17 protein-coding genes are annotated in these 17,200 nt (G+C 59.2%); 10 read left to right on the top strand and 7 right to left on the bottom strand.

Going from position 1 to position 17,200, the window contains the following annotated elements; all coding sequences use genetic code 11:
* Positions 1 to 18: 18 nt before the first annotated feature.
* From KIK84_RS00895 to KIK84_RS00870, 6 genes are read right to left on the bottom strand one after another with little or no spacing between them, the layout of a single operon-like run.
* Positions 19 to 816 carry an ATP-binding cassette domain-containing protein gene (locus KIK84_RS00895; RefSeq protein WP_214121102.1) on the bottom strand — a complete coding sequence of 266 codons (798 nt, stop codon included), beginning with the start codon at positions 814 to 816 and terminating at the stop codon, positions 19 to 21.
* Positions 809 to 1,864, bottom strand: coding sequence for a FecCD family ABC transporter permease (locus KIK84_RS00890; protein WP_214121101.1), 1,056 nt, complete (start codon positions 1,862 to 1,864; stop codon positions 809 to 811). The genes KIK84_RS00895 and KIK84_RS00890 overlap by 8 nt, the downstream gene beginning before the upstream one ends.
* Positions 1,861 to 2,763 carry a heme/hemin ABC transporter substrate-binding protein gene (locus KIK84_RS00885; protein ID WP_214121100.1) on the bottom strand — a complete coding sequence of 301 codons (903 nt, stop codon included), beginning with the start codon at positions 2,761 to 2,763 and terminating at the stop codon, positions 1,861 to 1,863. The genes KIK84_RS00890 and KIK84_RS00885 overlap by 4 nt, the downstream gene beginning before the upstream one ends.
* A complete protein-coding gene (locus KIK84_RS00880) occupies positions 2,751 to 3,878 on the bottom strand; it encodes a hemin-degrading factor (RefSeq protein WP_214121099.1) in 1,128 nt (375 codons plus the stop codon). Before KIK84_RS00880 ends, KIK84_RS00885 begins: the two co-directional genes overlap by 13 nt.
* A gap of 34 nt (positions 3,879 to 3,912) precedes the next feature.
* Positions 3,913 to 4,464 carry a HugZ family pyridoxamine 5'-phosphate oxidase gene (locus tag KIK84_RS00875; protein ID WP_214121098.1) on the bottom strand — a complete coding sequence of 184 codons (552 nt, stop codon included), beginning with the start codon at positions 4,462 to 4,464 and terminating at the stop codon, positions 3,913 to 3,915.
* Between the two features lie 15 nt (positions 4,465 to 4,479).
* Complete coding sequence (locus tag KIK84_RS00870; RefSeq protein WP_214121097.1) at positions 4,480 to 6,657, bottom strand: TonB-dependent hemoglobin/transferrin/lactoferrin family receptor; 2,178 nt, start codon at positions 6,655 to 6,657, stop codon at positions 4,480 to 4,482.
* Positions 6,658 to 6,803: 146 nt separating this feature from the next.
* Between KIK84_RS00870 and KIK84_RS00865 the strand changes: the two genes are divergently transcribed.
* From KIK84_RS00865 to panC, 4 genes are all read left to right on the top strand, one after another.
* On the top strand, positions 6,804 to 7,007 hold the full coding sequence (locus KIK84_RS00865) for a DUF3460 family protein (RefSeq protein ID WP_214121096.1): 204 nt from the start codon (positions 6,804 to 6,806) through the stop codon (positions 7,005 to 7,007).
* 63 nt (positions 7,008 to 7,070) lie between these two features.
* Entirely contained in the window at positions 7,071 to 7,922 is an 852-nt protein-coding gene (locus KIK84_RS00860; RefSeq protein WP_214121095.1) for a segregation and condensation protein A, read from the top strand.
* 11 nt (positions 7,923 to 7,933) lie between these two features.
* On the top strand, positions 7,934 to 8,815 hold the full coding sequence (gene panB / locus KIK84_RS00855) for a 3-methyl-2-oxobutanoate hydroxymethyltransferase (protein ID WP_214121094.1): 882 nt from the start codon (positions 7,934 to 7,936) through the stop codon (positions 8,813 to 8,815).
* Between the two features lie 8 nt (positions 8,816 to 8,823).
* Complete coding sequence (panC, locus tag KIK84_RS00850) at positions 8,824 to 9,669, top strand: pantoate--beta-alanine ligase (RefSeq protein WP_214121093.1); 846 nt, start codon at positions 8,824 to 8,826, stop codon at positions 9,667 to 9,669.
* A gap of 2 nt (positions 9,670 to 9,671) precedes the next feature.
* Here the strand turns inward: panC and pobA are convergent, their stop codons facing one another.
* Entirely contained in the window at positions 9,672 to 10,847 is a 1,176-nt protein-coding gene (gene pobA, locus KIK84_RS00845; protein WP_214121092.1) for a 4-hydroxybenzoate 3-monooxygenase, read from the bottom strand.
* Between the two features lie 96 nt (positions 10,848 to 10,943).
* Here pobA and KIK84_RS00840 point away from each other — a divergent pair, with 96 nt between their 5' ends.
* The 6 genes from KIK84_RS00840 (at position 10,944) to KIK84_RS00815 (ending at position 17,172) form a co-directional block, all read left to right on the top strand.
* Entirely contained in the window at positions 10,944 to 11,834 is an 891-nt protein-coding gene (locus KIK84_RS00840) for a helix-turn-helix domain-containing protein (RefSeq protein ID WP_214121091.1), read from the top strand.
* Positions 11,835 to 11,929: 95 nt separating this feature from the next.
* Entirely contained in the window at positions 11,930 to 12,712 is a 783-nt protein-coding gene (locus KIK84_RS00835; protein ID WP_214121090.1) for a crotonase/enoyl-CoA hydratase family protein, read from the top strand.
* Between the two features lie 25 nt (positions 12,713 to 12,737).
* The gene (locus KIK84_RS00830) at positions 12,738 to 14,603 is read left to right on the top strand and encodes a feruloyl-CoA synthase (protein WP_214121089.1); all 1,866 of its coding nucleotides are present in this window, start codon (positions 12,738 to 12,740) and stop codon (positions 14,601 to 14,603) included.
* A 14-nt stretch (positions 14,604 to 14,617) separates the two neighbouring features.
* Positions 14,618 to 15,895 carry a thiolase family protein gene (locus KIK84_RS00825; RefSeq protein WP_214121088.1) on the top strand — a complete coding sequence of 426 codons (1,278 nt, stop codon included), beginning with the start codon at positions 14,618 to 14,620 and terminating at the stop codon, positions 15,893 to 15,895.
* Between the two features lie 82 nt (positions 15,896 to 15,977).
* Positions 15,978 to 16,742, top strand: coding sequence for an SDR family NAD(P)-dependent oxidoreductase (locus KIK84_RS00820; RefSeq protein ID WP_214121087.1), 765 nt, complete (start codon positions 15,978 to 15,980; stop codon positions 16,740 to 16,742).
* A 10-nt stretch (positions 16,743 to 16,752) separates the two neighbouring features.
* Entirely contained in the window at positions 16,753 to 17,172 is a 420-nt protein-coding gene (locus KIK84_RS00815) for an acyl-CoA thioesterase (RefSeq protein ID WP_214121086.1), read from the top strand.
* The last annotated feature ends 28 nt before the right edge of the window (positions 17,173 to 17,200 follow it).

Here is a 17,200-nt window from a genome sequence, read left to right as displayed (position 1 = left end):
GGATAACCGCAGCCCGTGTCAGACAGATTGCTGGTTTCTACCGGGGGATAACAACAACTGACCTGTGTCAGTCAGTGCCTGCACAAAGGGAACACCGTACAAGCTGGGTAAAGCTTGTAACAAAGCCTGACGGTCGCGCAAATCGGCCTGCAAAACACCGTGCTGCACCAAGCACCAGCGCCCAAACCCGTCAAGTGCTTGCTGCACATCGTGCAGCACCGCTACCAAGGCATGACCACGCTGCTGCACAAAAGCATGCAAAGCGTCCAGCAAGCTCCACTGCAGGCCTGGATCAAGCGCAGCCACAGGCTCATCCACCAGCACCAAACCACCCTCCACGTCCCACAACTGGGCCAGCACACGGGCCAACTGGATACGGGCTTTCTCACCGCCAGACAAAGTGTCAAAGCGCCGTCCCAGCAAATGGCTCGCTTGGGCCGCCGCTGCTGCTTGGCGCACGATGTGCGCTCCTTGCGGGTCTGGATGCAGCGCAACGCGGCCCAAGCCCACCACCAAATCGGTCGGCAAACCAAAGGCCACCTCATGGGACTGAGGCAGCACCGCGCGCGCACGGCTCAGGGCAGGCAAGGACCAGTGCTGCATAGGACGCCCCTGCAAATGCACATGGCCTTGGGTGCTGTCCCATTCAGCCGCCAGCAAACGCAGCAAACTGGACTTGCCAGCCCCACTGGGGCCAAGCACCGCCACCCGCTCACCAGCCTGTAGTTGCAGATTAAATGGCCCCATGGCACGTGCGTGGGATCCACGGCCTAACTGGATGCAAGCGCTGTCTAGGCGCAGCAAAACATCAGGCATAGGCCACCCCGCGACGGCGCAAACCCAGCAGCAACAGCAAAAAGAATGGTGCCCCCATCAGCGAGGTGAATATGCCCACTGGCACCTCGGCTGGAATGGCCACGGTGCGTGCAGCGGTATCGGCCAATAGGAGCAGAACACCGCCCACTGCCATAGAGCCCGGAGCCACCCAGCGCTGGTCTGGCCCGAGCACACTGCGCACGATGTGCGGGGCAATCAAGCCCACAAAAGCAATCACCCCACACCACGCCACCGCAAAACCGCTAACCACTGCCACCAGCAGCACCACGCGTTGGCGCAAGGCACGTACTCCAATGCCCACATGCGCAGCTGCCGCCTCGCCCAGTGCCAATGCATTCATGGCACGCAAACTGCGCTGCATACTGGCATGGCCCACTACCAGCAGCACAGCCATGACCAGCACCAACCACCAACTGGCAGCAGCCATAGAGCCCATGGTCCAGAAAGACAGGCTGCGCAGTTGTTCATCTGTGGCCAAATAAGTGCACAAACCAATCACCGCGCCGGCAATGGCGTTGAGCGCTATGCCTGTCAGCAACAAGCCAGCCATGGAGTCCGCAGTGATCCAGCGTGCCATGCTGTCCAGCCCCCAGCAGACCACTACAGCCCCGGTAAAGGCGGCCACGGGCAATAAGGCGTAGCGCCACGCAAAAGGGATTGCCAAACCCGACTGCGCCAGCAACACAATGGTCAGTGCCGCTGCACAAGCGGCCCCGCTGCTGACCCCCAGTAAACCGGGATCGGCCAGGGGGTTGCGGAACAGGCCTTGCGTCAACGCCCCCGCCCACCCCAAAGCAGCCCCGACCAACAAGGCAAACACGATGCGTGGCAAACGCAAGTGCCACAGCACGTAGGCACTGCCGCTCAGGGGCTGCCCATCCTCGCGTGTCCACAGGGCCAACCAGTCCTGGGGCTGCACCGACACAGCCCCAGCCCACACAGCCAATAACAGGCACAACAGCAACAAGCCGCCTACCCCCCATGCGGTATGCAGCCGCAAGGCCCCACTGCGAACCAACGTGTTCATGCAGCCAATGCCTTGCGCAGTTGGGCATCCAACGCGGCCACCGCTGCGGGCAAGCGCGGGCCAAACCCGAGCAGGAACATGGCCTCTTGGGACACGATACGACGACGCTGCCCCGCCGGGGTTTGCGCTATGCCGGGCAGGCGCAGCGCACCGTCTACACCCCCAATGGCTTGCAAACCTTGGTCGGTGAACAGCACCACATCGGGCTGGGCAGCGATCACGGCCTCAGGCGTGAGGGGCTTGAAACCGTCAAAGCCTTGGGCCGCGTTGCGTGCACCCACGTACTCCAGCATGGCTTGGGCACTACTACCCTGCCCACCCACCATGATTTGCGCTGGGCTGTGCGACAGCACAAACAACACCCTGGGCGCTGGGCCACTGCGCAGCGGTGTGGCGGGGCGTTGCGCCCAGTCTTTTTGCAGGCGCGCTGTCAGTTGTTGGGCGGCAGGCGCTTGGTTGAGCAAAATTCCCAATCGCTGCACCCTATCGAGCAGGCCTTCAAAGCGATGGTTTGCCGCCAACACAACCAGCTCCAAACCCGCACTGCTGAGCTGGCGCAGCACTGCGGGCGGGCCCGCATCTTCGGTAGCGACCACCAACTGGGGCGATAGCGCCAAGATGCCCTCAGCCGACAATGCACGGGCATAACCCACACTGGGCAGCATGGTGGCCGCTTGCGGGTACAAGGAGGTGGTATCCACCCCCACCAGCTGCGACTCAGCCCCTAGGGCATAGATGATTTCGGTCAACGCACCACCAATGCTCACCACGCGGCGGGCAGGAGTGCCTGCTGCTTGGACGTTAAAGCCCCCTGTAGCCCCCACCAAGGACAAGACCCCCATGCCGCCCCACGCCAACACGCGGCGGCGTTGCAGTGCTAGCAGATTTAGGCGTTGCATAGATCGTTCTCCAACAGCAGTTGTTCTATAAGGCCGCGCCATTCGCACAGCTCACGCGCTCCGGGTTTGCGCGCACCAAAAAACTGGGCTATTAATTGCCCCTTTTCATCCAATAGTTCCAACGACGTCACCATGCCATCCACCGTGGGTTTGCGCACTACCCACGCGCTGGCAATCAGGTCTTGGCGCAAGTGCAGATTGAAGTCGTCATCGAGCACATTGACCCATGGGCCCATGACCACAATCTTGTGCACTGGCCCGGTATGGATTTGCACCATGCCTGCATTGGCCACAAACACCATGATGGGCACCTGATCGCGTGCAGCGGCTTGCAGCAAGCTGTGCGCCGCTGCAGGCTCCACAGCCTGCACATACTGTGGGTCTGCTAGGCGCAGGGCCTGCAAGCGCCCCACACCAAACTGTTTGAGCAGCTTGCCAAAATCGTGCGTGTCCCGCAGGCTGGCCCAGGCTTGGCGAAACGCCACCAGATCCACCGCCGCATCGGCCAGTTCGGTGCTAGCAGCATCGGGGACGGTGGCGTTGTCAGGCGTTAGCACCAAACTAGGCGTTTGGTCTGCATTGGCAAAGCGCTGCACCAAGTCGTACCACGCTGCCATGTCGGTCATGGGTTTGGCAAACACTTTGTGGATGGCGCAGCCGGCAGTGTCAAAAAACTGCAGGCTGTTTTGCATCCCTTTTTCAGTACGCTCGCACACCGCAAAACCATGCGCCCAGTGACGGTAGAACACGCGCAAATCAATCGCTCCACCCAATACCAAACCCACACCGTCTTGCACGCTGCTTTGGTAGTACGTGCCGGTTTTTTCGTGCACACAAGCGTGGTTGCGCGTCAGTGCCATGGCTTGGCCCACCGCCTCCAATGCGGCCAGCATGGCTGGCCATTCCGCACGCAGGCGCACAGCGTAAATGGTGCCTGCGACTGCTTGGATGCCACTTGCCGCATCCTCCAAGACGGCATTGCTAGCAACCGAACCTGCATGCGCCGCCACCAGTTGGCACTCGCTAATACCCAAGGACTGGGCTACCTCCACATGGCGCATGCGGCTGCTGCGACGCAACTCAGCCGCTTCGAGGCGAATCGCATTGGGGTTCATGGGTGCTTCTCCTAGAATATGGGATGCATGGGGACTAATTCGCTAGCACGTCCATGCGCTGCTGGGTGGGGGCATCGCTGGCTTGGTGGCCTTTGTCGTTGCGGTGGGCAATCTGCCCCAAGCCCGCACCACTGAGGGTGTAAGCCCGCGCAAAACCGGACACAAAACCGCCTTGCTGGGGCACCAAGGTAAAGAGGTGAAAGTCCTTCAGCCCTGCCAACACGTCCATGAACGGGCCGTGCAAGCGACGGAACTCCGCCATGGCTGCAGCAAATGTGTCGCTGTCACGCGCATGGTCGTGCGCCACGCACTGCAGCGTGAGGCGTTGGCGGGCAAAGATGTTGCGGGCATCGGCCTCGTTCTCGATGAACAACACGCTGCAGCGCGGGTTGTGCAGCAGGTTGCTGGTATGGGCCGACAACTCGCTCACATAAATGGCGTAGGCATCGCCCACTCGGGTATAGGGCGCATAGCTGGCCTCAGGCTGGCCGTGCGCATCCACCGTTGCCAGCAAAACGCACTGAAATTGCTGGGGAAAGGCGTGCGCTGCTTGCAGTACGCTGGCCAAATCAGGATTGTTGCTCATGGGGTTCTCCGTCCATCAGAACTGGTGGATGACGCTGATTTTGAAATTGCGTCCGGGTTGCGAATAGGCATCCACTTGGGACGCTGTGGTCAGATCACGCACATCGGCCCATTGCACGTATTTTTTGTCCAATACGTTGTACAGACCTGCATTGAGTTTGGTCGCTTTGCTCAGGTTGTACCAGCCTGTGACATCCAGCACACCGTAGCCACCGGGCACCACGGTGCTGGAGGAACTGACGTGCTGGTTGCGCTCTACAGCGGTGATCAAGGAGCTCACACCCCATGACTGGCCACGCTCGTAGTGCAGACCGAGCACCAGCTTGTCCGGATCTACCGTATTGAGATAGGTCTGGCTGCCACGTCGGTCTTGCACGCCTTCGGTGTGGGCGTAGGCAGCGCTTACCCGCCATGCAGGCAACACATTCCATGCACCACGCAGCTCCAACCCGTATAGCGTGACACTGTCCAAGTTGATCCACTGGTATTGCGTAGTACTGGTGTCTTGGTACAAAAAGTCTTTGTATTTGCCATAGAAAACGGCTGCGCTGTACTGGGTTTTGGCAGTTTTACCGCGCACGCCCCACTCCACCGAGTCGCTTTGCTCGGACTTGAGATTGCTGTTACCAACGACGGTGTAACTCGGACTAGTACTTACATAACCACCATTGACTTGGCTGGCAGTGGGCGCCTTAAAGCCATGGCTGTATTGGCTGTACAGCGTCAGCGTTGGTTTGTAGGCCCAGCTCAAGCCCAGTTTGGGTGAAAAGGCCCCATCGGTCAGGTCGTAGTAGCTGACGGTCGTGCTGTTGAGTGCACCGGGTTTGGGGCTGAGTTGGTAGCGGTCATAGCGCAAACCCGGCGTGACTGTGAGGCGTCCAGACTTGATTTCATCTTGCACAAACAGACCCAGATTTTTGTAATCGCTATCGGGGAAGTACTGATTCAAAGCAGTATAGGTACCGGCATTTTGGTACGCCTTGGACAGCATGGATTGCTGCGAGAAGCGCATGTCGCCACCGTAGACCAAGCGGTGCTGCACCGCATCACCCCAGTTGCTTTCCATTTGCAAGGTCGTACCCAGTGCGTTGTCGTCGTAGTAGTTGTCGCGGGTGCGGTAGCTGTACGTACCTGAAGCACGCTGCTGCCAGCTCAGTTGATTGGTCTCGGACGTTTGGGCATACACCCCCAAGGTCAACACATCAAACCAACGGTTTTGGGGCGTGTACTGCCAATCCAGTTTTGCGAGGTTGCGCTTGACCACATCGCGCGACTGGTCGTTGCTGATAACTGTGGTGCGTTCACTGAGCTCATCGGTATTGGTTTCACGCAGAATCGATTCCACTGTCAGCTTGAAAGCGTGGTCTGCACTGACTTTTTGCCGCAGCTTGCCCAGCAAATAATCGGAACGGTTGCTTTGCGGGTTGGCTTCCGTACGGCTGCTTCCTGTTGACGCATTGCTGCCCATGGTGTCGGTTTCCTGGCCACGCCGGGTGCTGAGCAAAACCAAACCCTGCCACTCTTCGCCCTTGAAAGCAAAACTAGGGGCGACCTGAAATGACTTGTCTGCCGATGAGTAGCTGGTCTTGAGGCTAAATTGCTGATTTTTACCCTGCGTCAGCAAATCTTCGGGCTCCTTGGTCACAAAACTGACCGAACCAGCCAAACCGTCTGAACCATATTGGGTACTGGCGGCACCGCGCAAAATTTCTACTTGCTTATAGCCCTCGGGGTCGATGAAATCGCCACGCCCCGTTTTAATAGGGCCAAAGCTGAACATCGATGGCAAGCTAACGCCATCCACTTGCAAACGCACCTGCTCACCTTCTAGACCACGGATATTGACACCCTCATTGCCCGTACGCCCCGTCGTAGCAAACGCTGTAGAGGAACGGTGGGGCTGCGCCCGCACCGACACGCCAACTTCATCTTTGAGCAAATCTTCCAAATCACCGGCGTTGCGCCTGTCTATGTCCTCGGACGTGAGAACCGTGACAGTGGTGGGTACTTCCTCGATGTCTTGTTCGATGCGACTGGCGCTGATCACCATCGTTTTGAGAGAACCCGTCGCAGTAGCCTGCTCCGGTGTTGCCAAACTTGTTTGCGCATTTGCCCCAGCACCTGCACACACCCAAGCCACCAAAACCGCCACTTGGCTCAAACGCCCCGCTGGCCCCGCCGTGCCTATAGCCATATTCCAACCACCTTTCTTGCTGTCTTGTGTTGCCAATCTTTTTATTATATTTGTAATGCGAATCTTTCTCATTTGTATTTTGTAAAAACAAGTTTCTTGCAGGGTTGTCCAACCAGTAGAATCCGCCGACTTTCGAGGAACGCACCATGAGTCTTTTCCAACGCCCCCACTACACATCCGAGACCACTGACTTCATCACCACGCTCAAGACCCAGCGTCCCAGCTTGGAAAAAGAGCAACTGGCAGGCCGCGCCCTGCTGTGGGACAAACAAGTGGATCGCAAGGTGCAGCAAGAATTCAAAGCTGGCCGCGTGGCCCAGCAGCCTTACGTTTACCAAACCAAGGCTTAAGTAGCCAATTGGCCTCTAGCGCCCAACCAGCAAGCTGGGTGCGCTATTAAAACCATAGCAAACATGAACACAGCTTCCAGCCCGACTGAAGCTGATGACGTTGCTGCCACCACCGCTGCCCCGCAGGTGGTAGACAACGTGGCCGTGGCGCGCCTGTATGGCGAACCACTCTTCACTCTGCCGCAAGACCTGTACATCCCGCCCGATGCACTGGAAGTTTTCCTAGAGGCCTTTGAAGGCCCGTTGGATTTGCTGCTCTACCTGATCCGCAAGCAAAACTTCAACATCTTGGACATTCCCATGCTGAGCGTGACGCGCCAGTACTTGGCCTATGTGGACGAAATCCGCTCGCGCAATCTGGAGTTGGCTGCGGAATACCTCTTGATGGCAGCCATGCTCATTGAGATCAAGAGCCGCATGCTCTTGCCCCCCAAGAAAACGGCCGATGGCGAAGAGGCGGAAGACCCACGTGCCGAACTGGTACGCCGTCTGCTGGAGTACGAGCAAATCAAACTGGCTGCTATGCAGTTGGGCGAACTGCCCCAGTACGGGCGTGACTTCTTAAAAGCACAGGTCTACATCGAGCAAAGCCTGCAACCACGTTTTCCCGATGTGGAACTGAGCGAGCTGCAGCAGGCGTGGGCCGATATCCTCAAACGCGCCAAACTCGTGCAGCACCACAAAATCAGCCGCGAAGAGCTGTCGGTGCGCGAACACATGAGCATCGTGCTCAAAAAACTGCAAGGCCAACGCTTTGTAGGCTTTGAAGACCTGTTCGAACCCGAAAAAGGTACCCCTGTATTGGTGGTGACTTTCATTGCCCTGCTAGAACTGGCCAAAGAAACACTGATTGAAATTACCCAGGCCGAAGCTTTTGCGCCTATTTACGTGCGCTTAGCCTACTCGCCGACCTGAGGAGACCCCTTATGACCGCTTTGAGCACTACCTCTGCCACCCCCTACGGCACGCTGCCGCCAGCCAGCACCCCTGCCACGCGCAAGCCCATCAGCCTGCCGCGCCTGCAAGAGATGCACCAGCGGGGCGAGAAAATCACCATGCTCACCGCTTACGACGCCACCTTTGCCGCCGTAGCCGACGCAGCCGGCGTGGAAACCATCTTGGTGGGGGACTCACTGGGCATGGTCTGCCAAGGCCGCCACGCCACCGTGGGCGTGACGCTGGAAGACATGGCCTACCACACTGAGAGTGTGGCCCGAGGTCTGCGCCGCGCCCAAGGCACGGCTTGGCTGGTGGCAGACTTGCCTTTTGGCAGCTACCAAGAGAGCAAAGAACAAGCCATTCGCAGCGCCAACGCCCTCATGCGGGCGGGTGCCCACATGGTCAAGCTAGAGGGCGGTGGCTGGACTACCGACGTGGTGCATTTTTTGGTCGAGCGTGGCATACCCGTGTGCGCCCACTTGGGCCTGACACCGCAAACTGTCCACTCGCTGGGCGGCTATCGCGTGCAAGGCCGCAACGATGCCGATGCCCAACAGCTGCGCCAACACGCGCTGGCCCTGCAAGATGCAGGTGCCACCATGGTGGTGCTGGAAATGGTGCCCGCCGCCTTGGCCACCAGCCTGACGCACGAATTGCCACATTGCGCCACCATCGGCATTGGCGCTGGCAAAGGCACCGCAGGCCAAGTGCTCGTGATGCACGACATGCTGGGCGTGAATTTGGGCAAGACCCCTAAATTTGTGCGCAATTTCATGGCCGAGTCCGATAGCATCCGGGGCGCTTTCGCCGCCTATGTGGCGGCGGTCAAAAGCGGCAGCTTTCCCGACGAAACCCAGCACGCTTGGTAAAACAGTTCATGCAAGTCATTCACACCCTGGCCGAGTTGCGCAGTGCACTCGATGCCTATCGCCACCCTGCCGTAGTGCCCACCATGGGCAATTTGCACGCAGGCCATATTGCCTTGGTACGCCAAGCCAAACCGCTGGGCGATGTGACCGTGGCCACTATCTTCGTGAACCGCCTGCAATTTGCCCCACACGAGGACTTTGACACCTACCCCCGCACGCTAGAAGCTGACTGCAAGCAACTGCAGGAGGCTGGCTGCGACATCGTGTTTGCGCCGTCCGAGGCCGAGCTCTACCCGGTTGCGCAGACTTTCCGTGTGCAGCCACCCGATGCACTGGCCACTATTTTGGAAGGGCATTTCCGCCCCGGCTTCTTTGGCGGCGTGTGCACCGTGGTGCTCAAACTGCTGGCCGCCACCCAAGCGCGCACGGCCGTGTTTGGCAAAAAGGACTACCAGCAGCTCATGGTCATCCGCAACATGGTGCAGCAATTCGCCCTGCCCGTGCACATCGTGGGCGGTGAAACCCAGCGCGCAGCCGATGGCTTGGCCCTGTCCAGCCGCAACGGCTACCTAAGCCCGGACGAACGCCAACGCGCTGTGCTACTGAGCCAAACCCTGCACCACGTGGTGCAAGAGGTGCAGGCAGGTCGCAGCAGCGTGGCCGACATTGCAGCACTAGAAGCCCAATCCATGAAGACACTCAGCGACTACGGTTGGAAACCCGACTACGTGCACATTCGCCGCCGCAGCGACTTGCAAGCCATCACCGACACCGATGCCGTAGTGGGTCATGCTGTGGTGCTGGCAGCGGCCCGCTTGGGCACTACCCGCTTGATAGACAACCTGGAAATCTGATATCAAAAGGGCAATCCGACGTAGTTCTCTGCCAGAGCGCTCAAGGCATTGTCTGAAGAGAACAGGTAGTCCCACTCAACCTGCTGCAACTTTTTGTCATAGTCCAAACTATCGGGGTATGTGTGCAGCATGTTGGTCATCCACCAAGAAAAGCGCTGCGCTTTCCACACCCGTGCCAGCGCCTTGGCTGAGTAGCCATCCAAGCCTGCGTCATCGCCATGTTTGTAGTGCCCCAACAATGCGTTGTACAGGTAGTAAATATCCGACGCAGCGCTGTTGAGCCCACGAGCACCGGTGGGTGGCACGATGTGGGCAGCATCCCCAGCTAAGAACAGATTGCCATAGCGCATAGGCTCTGCAACGTAGGAGCGCAGCGGTGCGATGGATTTTTCGATCGAAGGGCCTGTCACCAACTGCTCGGCTACTTCGGTGGGCAAGCGTCGTTTGAGTTCAGCCCAGAATTGATCGTCCGACCAGTCTTCTACTTTGTCCGTCAGTGGCACTTGAATGTAATAACGCGACAAGACCTGTGAACGCAAAGAGCACAGGGCAAAACCGCGTTCATGGCGTGCATAAATCAACTCAGGTGAGACAGGCTTGGTGCGCGAAAGGACGCCCAGCCAACCGAATGGATAAACCTTCTCGTACTCTTTGAGCACATCGCGCGGAATGGACTTGCGGCTGACGCCGTGAAAACCGTCCGCACCGATCACATAGTCGCAATCAATGCGCACCACTTCATCACCATGGCGGTAGGTCACATAAGGAGGTGTGGCCGCTTTGAGGTTGTGCAACTGCACATCTTCTACGTTGTGGATGACCTTGCCCTTGAGTTTGTCACGGGCTTCATACAGGTCACGGGTCAACTCCGTCTGGCCATAAACCATGACGGAATTACCACCACTGTACTTGTACAAATCGACCCTGCTCTTTTTGCCGTCATGGGCAATATAAAAGCCTTCGTGTATTTCACCTTCACGGTCCATACGCTCGCCACAATGGGCTTGGCGCATCAACTCGGCAAAGCCGTGCTCAAGCACACCGGCACGGATACGGGAAAGTACGTATTCACGGCTTTGCCTCTCAAGAACAATGGTGTCTATGCCTTGAAGATGAAGCAATTGAGACAAAAGCAAACCCGATGGGCCGCCACCAATAATGCAAACGCTGGTTTTCATGAAAACTGTCTCCTGGTTGTTTTGTGCTTCCAAGAATAGGAGCAGTCCTCGACATCATCAATGTCACAATCCAACCAAAACTTGTCTATATCGAACATGCCAAGCGCTTCAAAACAAGCCAGCAATCAGGGCGTTCTTTTGTCCCATGGTTTGTTCGGCGAATCCACCCAGCTACCCGATGTGATGCACTGCGAGACGATTGCCATCCGTTCGTCATTGCATGACTGGGAGCTGGCACCCCATAGGCATGACCGTTTGCACCAAATCATGGTGGTGCACCAAGGTTCAGGAGTCGTTCAACTGGAAGGCGAGCACACCCCCTTTGCAGCCAACACACTGATCAACGTGCCTGCAGGCAGTGTCCATGCCTTTCGCTTTACACCGGCAACCGAGGGTTATGTCATCACACTGGCTGATGAGATGCTGGATCTGATCTTGGTTGAAGCTGCCGATGTGCGCTACGCGCTGGGTCACGGCGCTGTCTGCGATGCGCCCCCACAGGCGCTGCAGATCAGTGAAACCATCTGGCATGAGTTCAATGGGCTAGAAAGATCCCGCGCTTTAGTGCTGCGCGGTTTGTGCTCAACTTTGCTGGGCTTAACGGCTCGCCAGTTATTTCCATCGGAGCAAGGCAGCACAGCACAAGACCGAACGCATGTACTACAACGCTTCGAAGCCTTGCTCGATGCACATTACCTTGAACACTGGGGCGTTGCACAGTACGCGCGCAGTTTGTCGATTTCACCCACCCACTTCAACCGCTTAGTACGTGCTGCCACCGGATCGCCTGCATCTGCACTGATCAACGCGCGATTGGTGCGGGAAGCACGCCGCCAACTGGCCTACACCAACCTGCGCATAGCCAGCATTGCCGATGCATTAGGGTTTAGCGATCAGTCCCATTTCAGCCGGGTTTTCAGCCGCGCCACAGGCGTGTCGCCCCGCACATTCAGACAGCAGTTAGCCCAGCGGACGCCGGCTTACTAAAGCCTAGGGGAAAGCACTAGTGAAATTGGCGCTCACGGCCATTGAATTGGTTATTGGTTATAACCATAATTCCATCAAACAAAAGGGCATCAAACATGAGCAACAAAGACATCCACCTAGATCTCTGCGGCGACAGTCAGGAGATCGCCGTCATCCACCTCACGCGCCCCAAAAAGCGCAACGCCATCAACGACGGCCTGATTTTGGCCATCCGTGACATCTTCGACCACCTTCCTGCCACGGTGCGTGCCGCCGTCATTAGTGGCGAGGGCGAGCACTTCTGTGCAGGACTGGATCTGTCCGAGCTCTCCGAGCGTGACGCCAGTGAAGGCATCTTGCATTCCCGCATGTGGCACCAGGCGCTGGAGCGCGTGCAATATGGCCCCGTACCCGTCGTTGCGGCCCTGCATGGCGCTGTCGTTGGCGGTGGACTGGAACTGGCCAGCGCCTGCCACATCCGCGTGGCCGATGCCTCCACCTTCTACGCTTTACCCGAAGGCACGCGCGGCATCTTCGTGGGCGGTGGCGGTTCGGTGCGCATTCCACGCCTGATTGGTACCGCACGCATGGCCGACATGATGTTCACCGGCCGCGTTTACAACGCCGAGGAGGGTGAACGAATCGGCCTCTCCCAGTACGTGGTGCCTGCCGGCGAATCATTTGCCAAAGCCTTAGAGCTGGCCCAGGCGATTGCCCGCAATACCCCCATGACCAACTATGCGCTGATGCATGTGCTGCCACGCATCGCGGAGCAACCGGCCGACCAAGGTTTCATAACCGAGGCGCTGGTGTCCTCCATTGCCCAGAGCGCCCCCGAAGCCAAGGCCCGCGTTAAGGCATTCCTAGAAGGCAAAGCCGCCAAGGTCAAGAAGGCCTGAAGGCCCGACCCGAGGAGACAAGACAATGACTACAACCACATCCCATCCCTACCGAAGCCTGCGCTTTGGTGTCACACGCGGTATCCGCACCGAAGGTGCAGACGGCGTGCAATACCTGCGCGCCGAAACCTCCCTGCAGCCCTATGCCGAGCGCATGACCGATCGCCTGCTGCACTGGGCTGCGACGACGCCCAACCGCACTTGGATGGCCCAGCGTGTGCACCTGGCCGACGGCAGCAAAGGCGACTGGCGCACCATCAGCTATGCCCAAGCGCTGGCCAGTGCCCGCGCCATTGCGCAAAATCTGCTACAGCGTAATTTGAGCGCTGAGCGCCCGGTGCTTATCCTCAGCGAAAACGACCTGGATCACGCCCTGCTGACCTTGGGCTGCATGCTGGCTGGCGTGCCATGGTCTCCGGCATCGCCCGCCTATTCCACCATCAGCACGGACTACTCCAAGCTGCGCCATGTGGTGAACACCTTGACCCCTGGTCTGGTGTTCGCCGCCGACCCAGATCGCTATGGCAAGGCCATACAGGCCACCATTGGCAACGACGTGGATGTGGTGCTATCGAACGGTTCACTGGAGGGGCGCGCCAGCACGCCATTTGCCCAATTGCTCGCCACCACAGCCACCGATGCCGTGGATCGTGCCATAGCCGCCACCGGCCCTGACACCATCGTCAAATTCTTGTTCACCAGCGGCTCTACCAAGCTGCCCAAGGCCGTCATCAACACCCAGCGCATGTGGTGCGCCAACCAGCAGCAGATGCGCCAAAGCATGCCAGTGCTGACCGAGACAGCACCGGTGCTGGTGGACTGGCTGCCCTGGAACCACACCTTTGGCGGCAACCACAACTTCGGCATGGTGCTGTACAACGGTGGCACGCTCTACATCGACGAGGGCAAACCGGTTCCCGCCCTGATTGGCGAGACCCTTCGCAATCTGCGCGAGGTGGCACCCACGCTGTACTTCAACGTGCCCACTGGATTTGAAGCCATCGCTGCTGCGATGAAGACCGACCCGTTTTTGCGCAAAAATTTCCTCTCCCGCGTGACCATGTTCTTCTACGCTGGTGCCTCCCTGGCCCAGCCAGTGTGGGACAGCTTATTCGAAAGCGCGCAAGCCGAGATAGGCGAGCGCATCGTCATGGCCAGTGGACTGGGCATGACCGAGTCCAGCCCTTTTGGCCTGTTTGTGACCAGCCCTGATGTGGTCTCCGGCGACCTGGGCCTGCCTACACCGGGACTAGAGCTCAAGCTGGTGCCCACCGATGGCAAGCTGGAGGTGCGCTACCGCGGCCCCAATATCACCCCTGGTTACTGGCGCGCACCGCAGGAAACCGCAGCCCACTTCGACGCGGAAGGTTTTTTCTGCACAGGGGACGCCCTCAAGTGGGCTGACCCAGACAACATCCACCAAGGCTTGCGCTTTGATGGCCGCATTGCCGAAGACTTCAAGCTGGCCACCGGTACTTTTGTGAGCGTAGGGCCGCTGCGCGCCAAGATCATTGCCGCCGGAGCGCCGTGTATTCAGGACGTCGTCATCACCGGATTGAACCAGCACGAGGTCGGTGCCATGGTATTTCCCAACCTGGCAGCCTGCAGAAAGACTGCCGGTCAGGATGCCAGCGCCACACCCGAAGAGGTGCTGACACACCCCGCCGTGCTCGCTCACTTCCAGCAGCTGGTGAACACGCTGGCCGCCAGTGCCACCGGCAGCGCCAACCGCATCGCTCGCCTATGCCTATTGGCAGAGCCACCCACCATCGACCGCGGCGAGATCACCGACAAGGGATCGATCAACCAAAGAGCCGTGCTGGCACACCGCGCCGCCACTGTGCAGGCCCTGCACGACGGCAGTCTGCCCCACACCCTGACCCCCCAGTAACAAAGGACCCAACCATGGCTTCCAAAGGATTTTTCAGCGCATTCAATGACGTGTGGATGCTCGATGGTGTGCGCACTCCCATGGTGGACTACTGCGGCGCACTGGGCCACATATCCCCCACCGATCTGGGCATCAAGGTGGCCCGTGAAGCGCTCAAGCGGTCGGGCGTGCCAGGTGCGGATATCGGCTCGGTGGTGACCGGCAACATGGCTCCTGGCGATTTTGACCAGTTCTTCCTGCCACGCCACATCGGCTTATACGCAGGCGTGCCAGTAGAAGTACCAGCCATCATGGCCCAGCGTATCTGTGGCACCGGCTTTGAGCTGTTCCGCCAAGCTGGCGAACACATCCAGGGCGGTGCCTGCGATGCAGCCCTGGTGGTGGGCACCGAAAGCATGACGCGCAACCCGATTGCCGCCTTCGACCACCGCACCGGCTTCAAGCTGGGCGCGCCAGTGGGCTTCAAGGACTACATGTGGGAAGCGCTGAAGGATCCGGCTGCAGGCATCAACATGATCCAGACTGCGGAGAACTTGGCCAAGAAGTACGGCATTACCCGCCAAGAGGTGGACGCCTTTGCCTCCCTCTCCTTCGCCAAGGCCGTGGCCGCCCAGCAAAGCGGTTTCCATGCCGGTGAGATCGTGCCGGTGGTGACCGAGAAGTTCGAACTGGAAGGCTACAAGACCCGAGGCATCAAGCTGCAGGGCAAGATCACCGAGGTGACCCAGGATACGCACCCGCGCCTCTCGCCCCCCGAGGTGCTGGCCAAGCTGCAGACCGTTTTCCCCGACGGCGTGCAGACCGGCGGCAACAGCGCCGCCTTGGTTGACGCTGCGGCTTCTGTGGTGGTGGCCTCGGGCGACTACGCCAAGAACCATGGCTACCAGATCGTTGGGCCTGGCACTGGCCGCAAGCCCCTGGGCCGCGTGGTCGCGGCCGCAGCCGTGGGTGTACCGCCCGAAATCATGGGCATAGGCCCGGCACCGGCAATCCGCCTGCTGTTGGCGCGCACTGGCCTGACGCTCGATCAGATTGGTCGCTTCGAAATCAATGAGGCCCAGGGCGCGCAAACACTGGCTGTGGGCAAGGAACTGGGTATGGATTTGGCCAAGCTGAACGTGAATGGCGGTGCCATCGCACTGGGCCACCCGCTGGCCTGCACCGGTGTGCGCCTGACGCTGACCCTGGCGCGCGAGATGCAGCGCGCCAACGTCCGCTGGGGCATCTCCAGTGCTTGCGTGGGCGGCGGCCAAGGCATTGCGCTGCTAATCGAGAACCCGCAAGGCACGTGATTCTGCAGGAGTCAATAAGGCTACAGCCCTTACTGGAATTGCTTATGCAGCTATCAAATTCATAGCAAAAAGGAAACCCACCATGCAGATTCAAGGACAAGCAGCACTCGTGACCGGCGGCGGATCGGGTTTGGGCGAGGCCACCGCGCGTGAGCTGGCCCGCCTGGGCGCCAAGGTCGCCATCTTGGACGTCAACATCGACGGTGCAAACCAGGTTGCCGCCGACATTGGCGGCATTGCCATCCAGTGCGACGTGACCAGCCCGGACAGTGTGCAGTCCGCCATCGCCCAAGCGGCAGCCGCGCACGGACCGGCCCGCATCCTGATGCAGATCGCGGGCATTGGATCAGCCAAGCGCGTGATCGGCAAGGACGGCAATGCCGCGCCACTGGAAGACTTTGTGCGCGTCATCAACGTCAACCTAGTCGGCACCTACAACGTAGCCCGCCTGTTTGCCGCGGCGAGCGCCAAGCTAGAAGCACTGGAAGACGGCGAACGCGGTGTCATGGTGTTGACCGCATCCGTGGCAGCGTTTGATGGACAGGTCGGTCAACAGGCCTACAGCGCCTCCAAAGCCGGTGTGGCCGGCATGACCTTGCCCATGGCGCGTGATCTAGCGCAGCACGGCATCCGCGTCTGCACCATTGCCCCAGGGCTGTTTGCCACGCCGCTGATGAAGACGCTGCCCGAACCGGTGCAACAGTCGCTCGCCGCGAGCATCCCCTTCCCGCAGCGTCTGGGCAAGCCCCAAGAGTTCGCGCAGCTAGCCACGCACATCGTGACCAACGGCCACCTCAACGGTGAGGTTATCCGTCTGGATGGTGCCCTGCGCATGGCCCCGCGTTGAAAGGAAAATCATGAGCAAGACCGTTGTATTCGAAGTGGAAGTGATGTTTGGCGATTGCGACCCTGCCGGCATCGTGTTCTTCCCCAATTTCTCCAAATGGATGGACGCATCCAGCCTCCATTTTTTCCGCCAATGTGGCGTACCGCCTTGGCGCGAGTTGGTCAAGACCACCGGCATCATCGGCAACCCGCTGCTGGAGATCCACACCACCTTCAAACGCCCGGCTACCTATGGCGAACGGTTGCAGGTTCACACCACCGTGGAAGAGTGGCGCGAGAAAACCTATGTGCACCGCCATGTGATCAAGCGCGGTGACGAAGTGTTGTGCGAAGGCACCGAGATCCGCGCCTTCTGCGTCAAGGTGCCTGGCGAGGACTACCGCATCAAGGCCATTCCCATACCCGAAGACATCAAGGCACTGTGCACCTGATGTGCGTTCCCGTTCCCACCCCGAAAAC

This window comes from Curvibacter sp. CHRR-16, from assembly GCF_018474005.1.
GTDB lineage: Bacteria > Pseudomonadota > Gammaproteobacteria > Burkholderiales > Burkholderiaceae_C > Allorhodoferax.
This window is presented reverse-complemented; position numbering and strand designations above follow the sequence as displayed.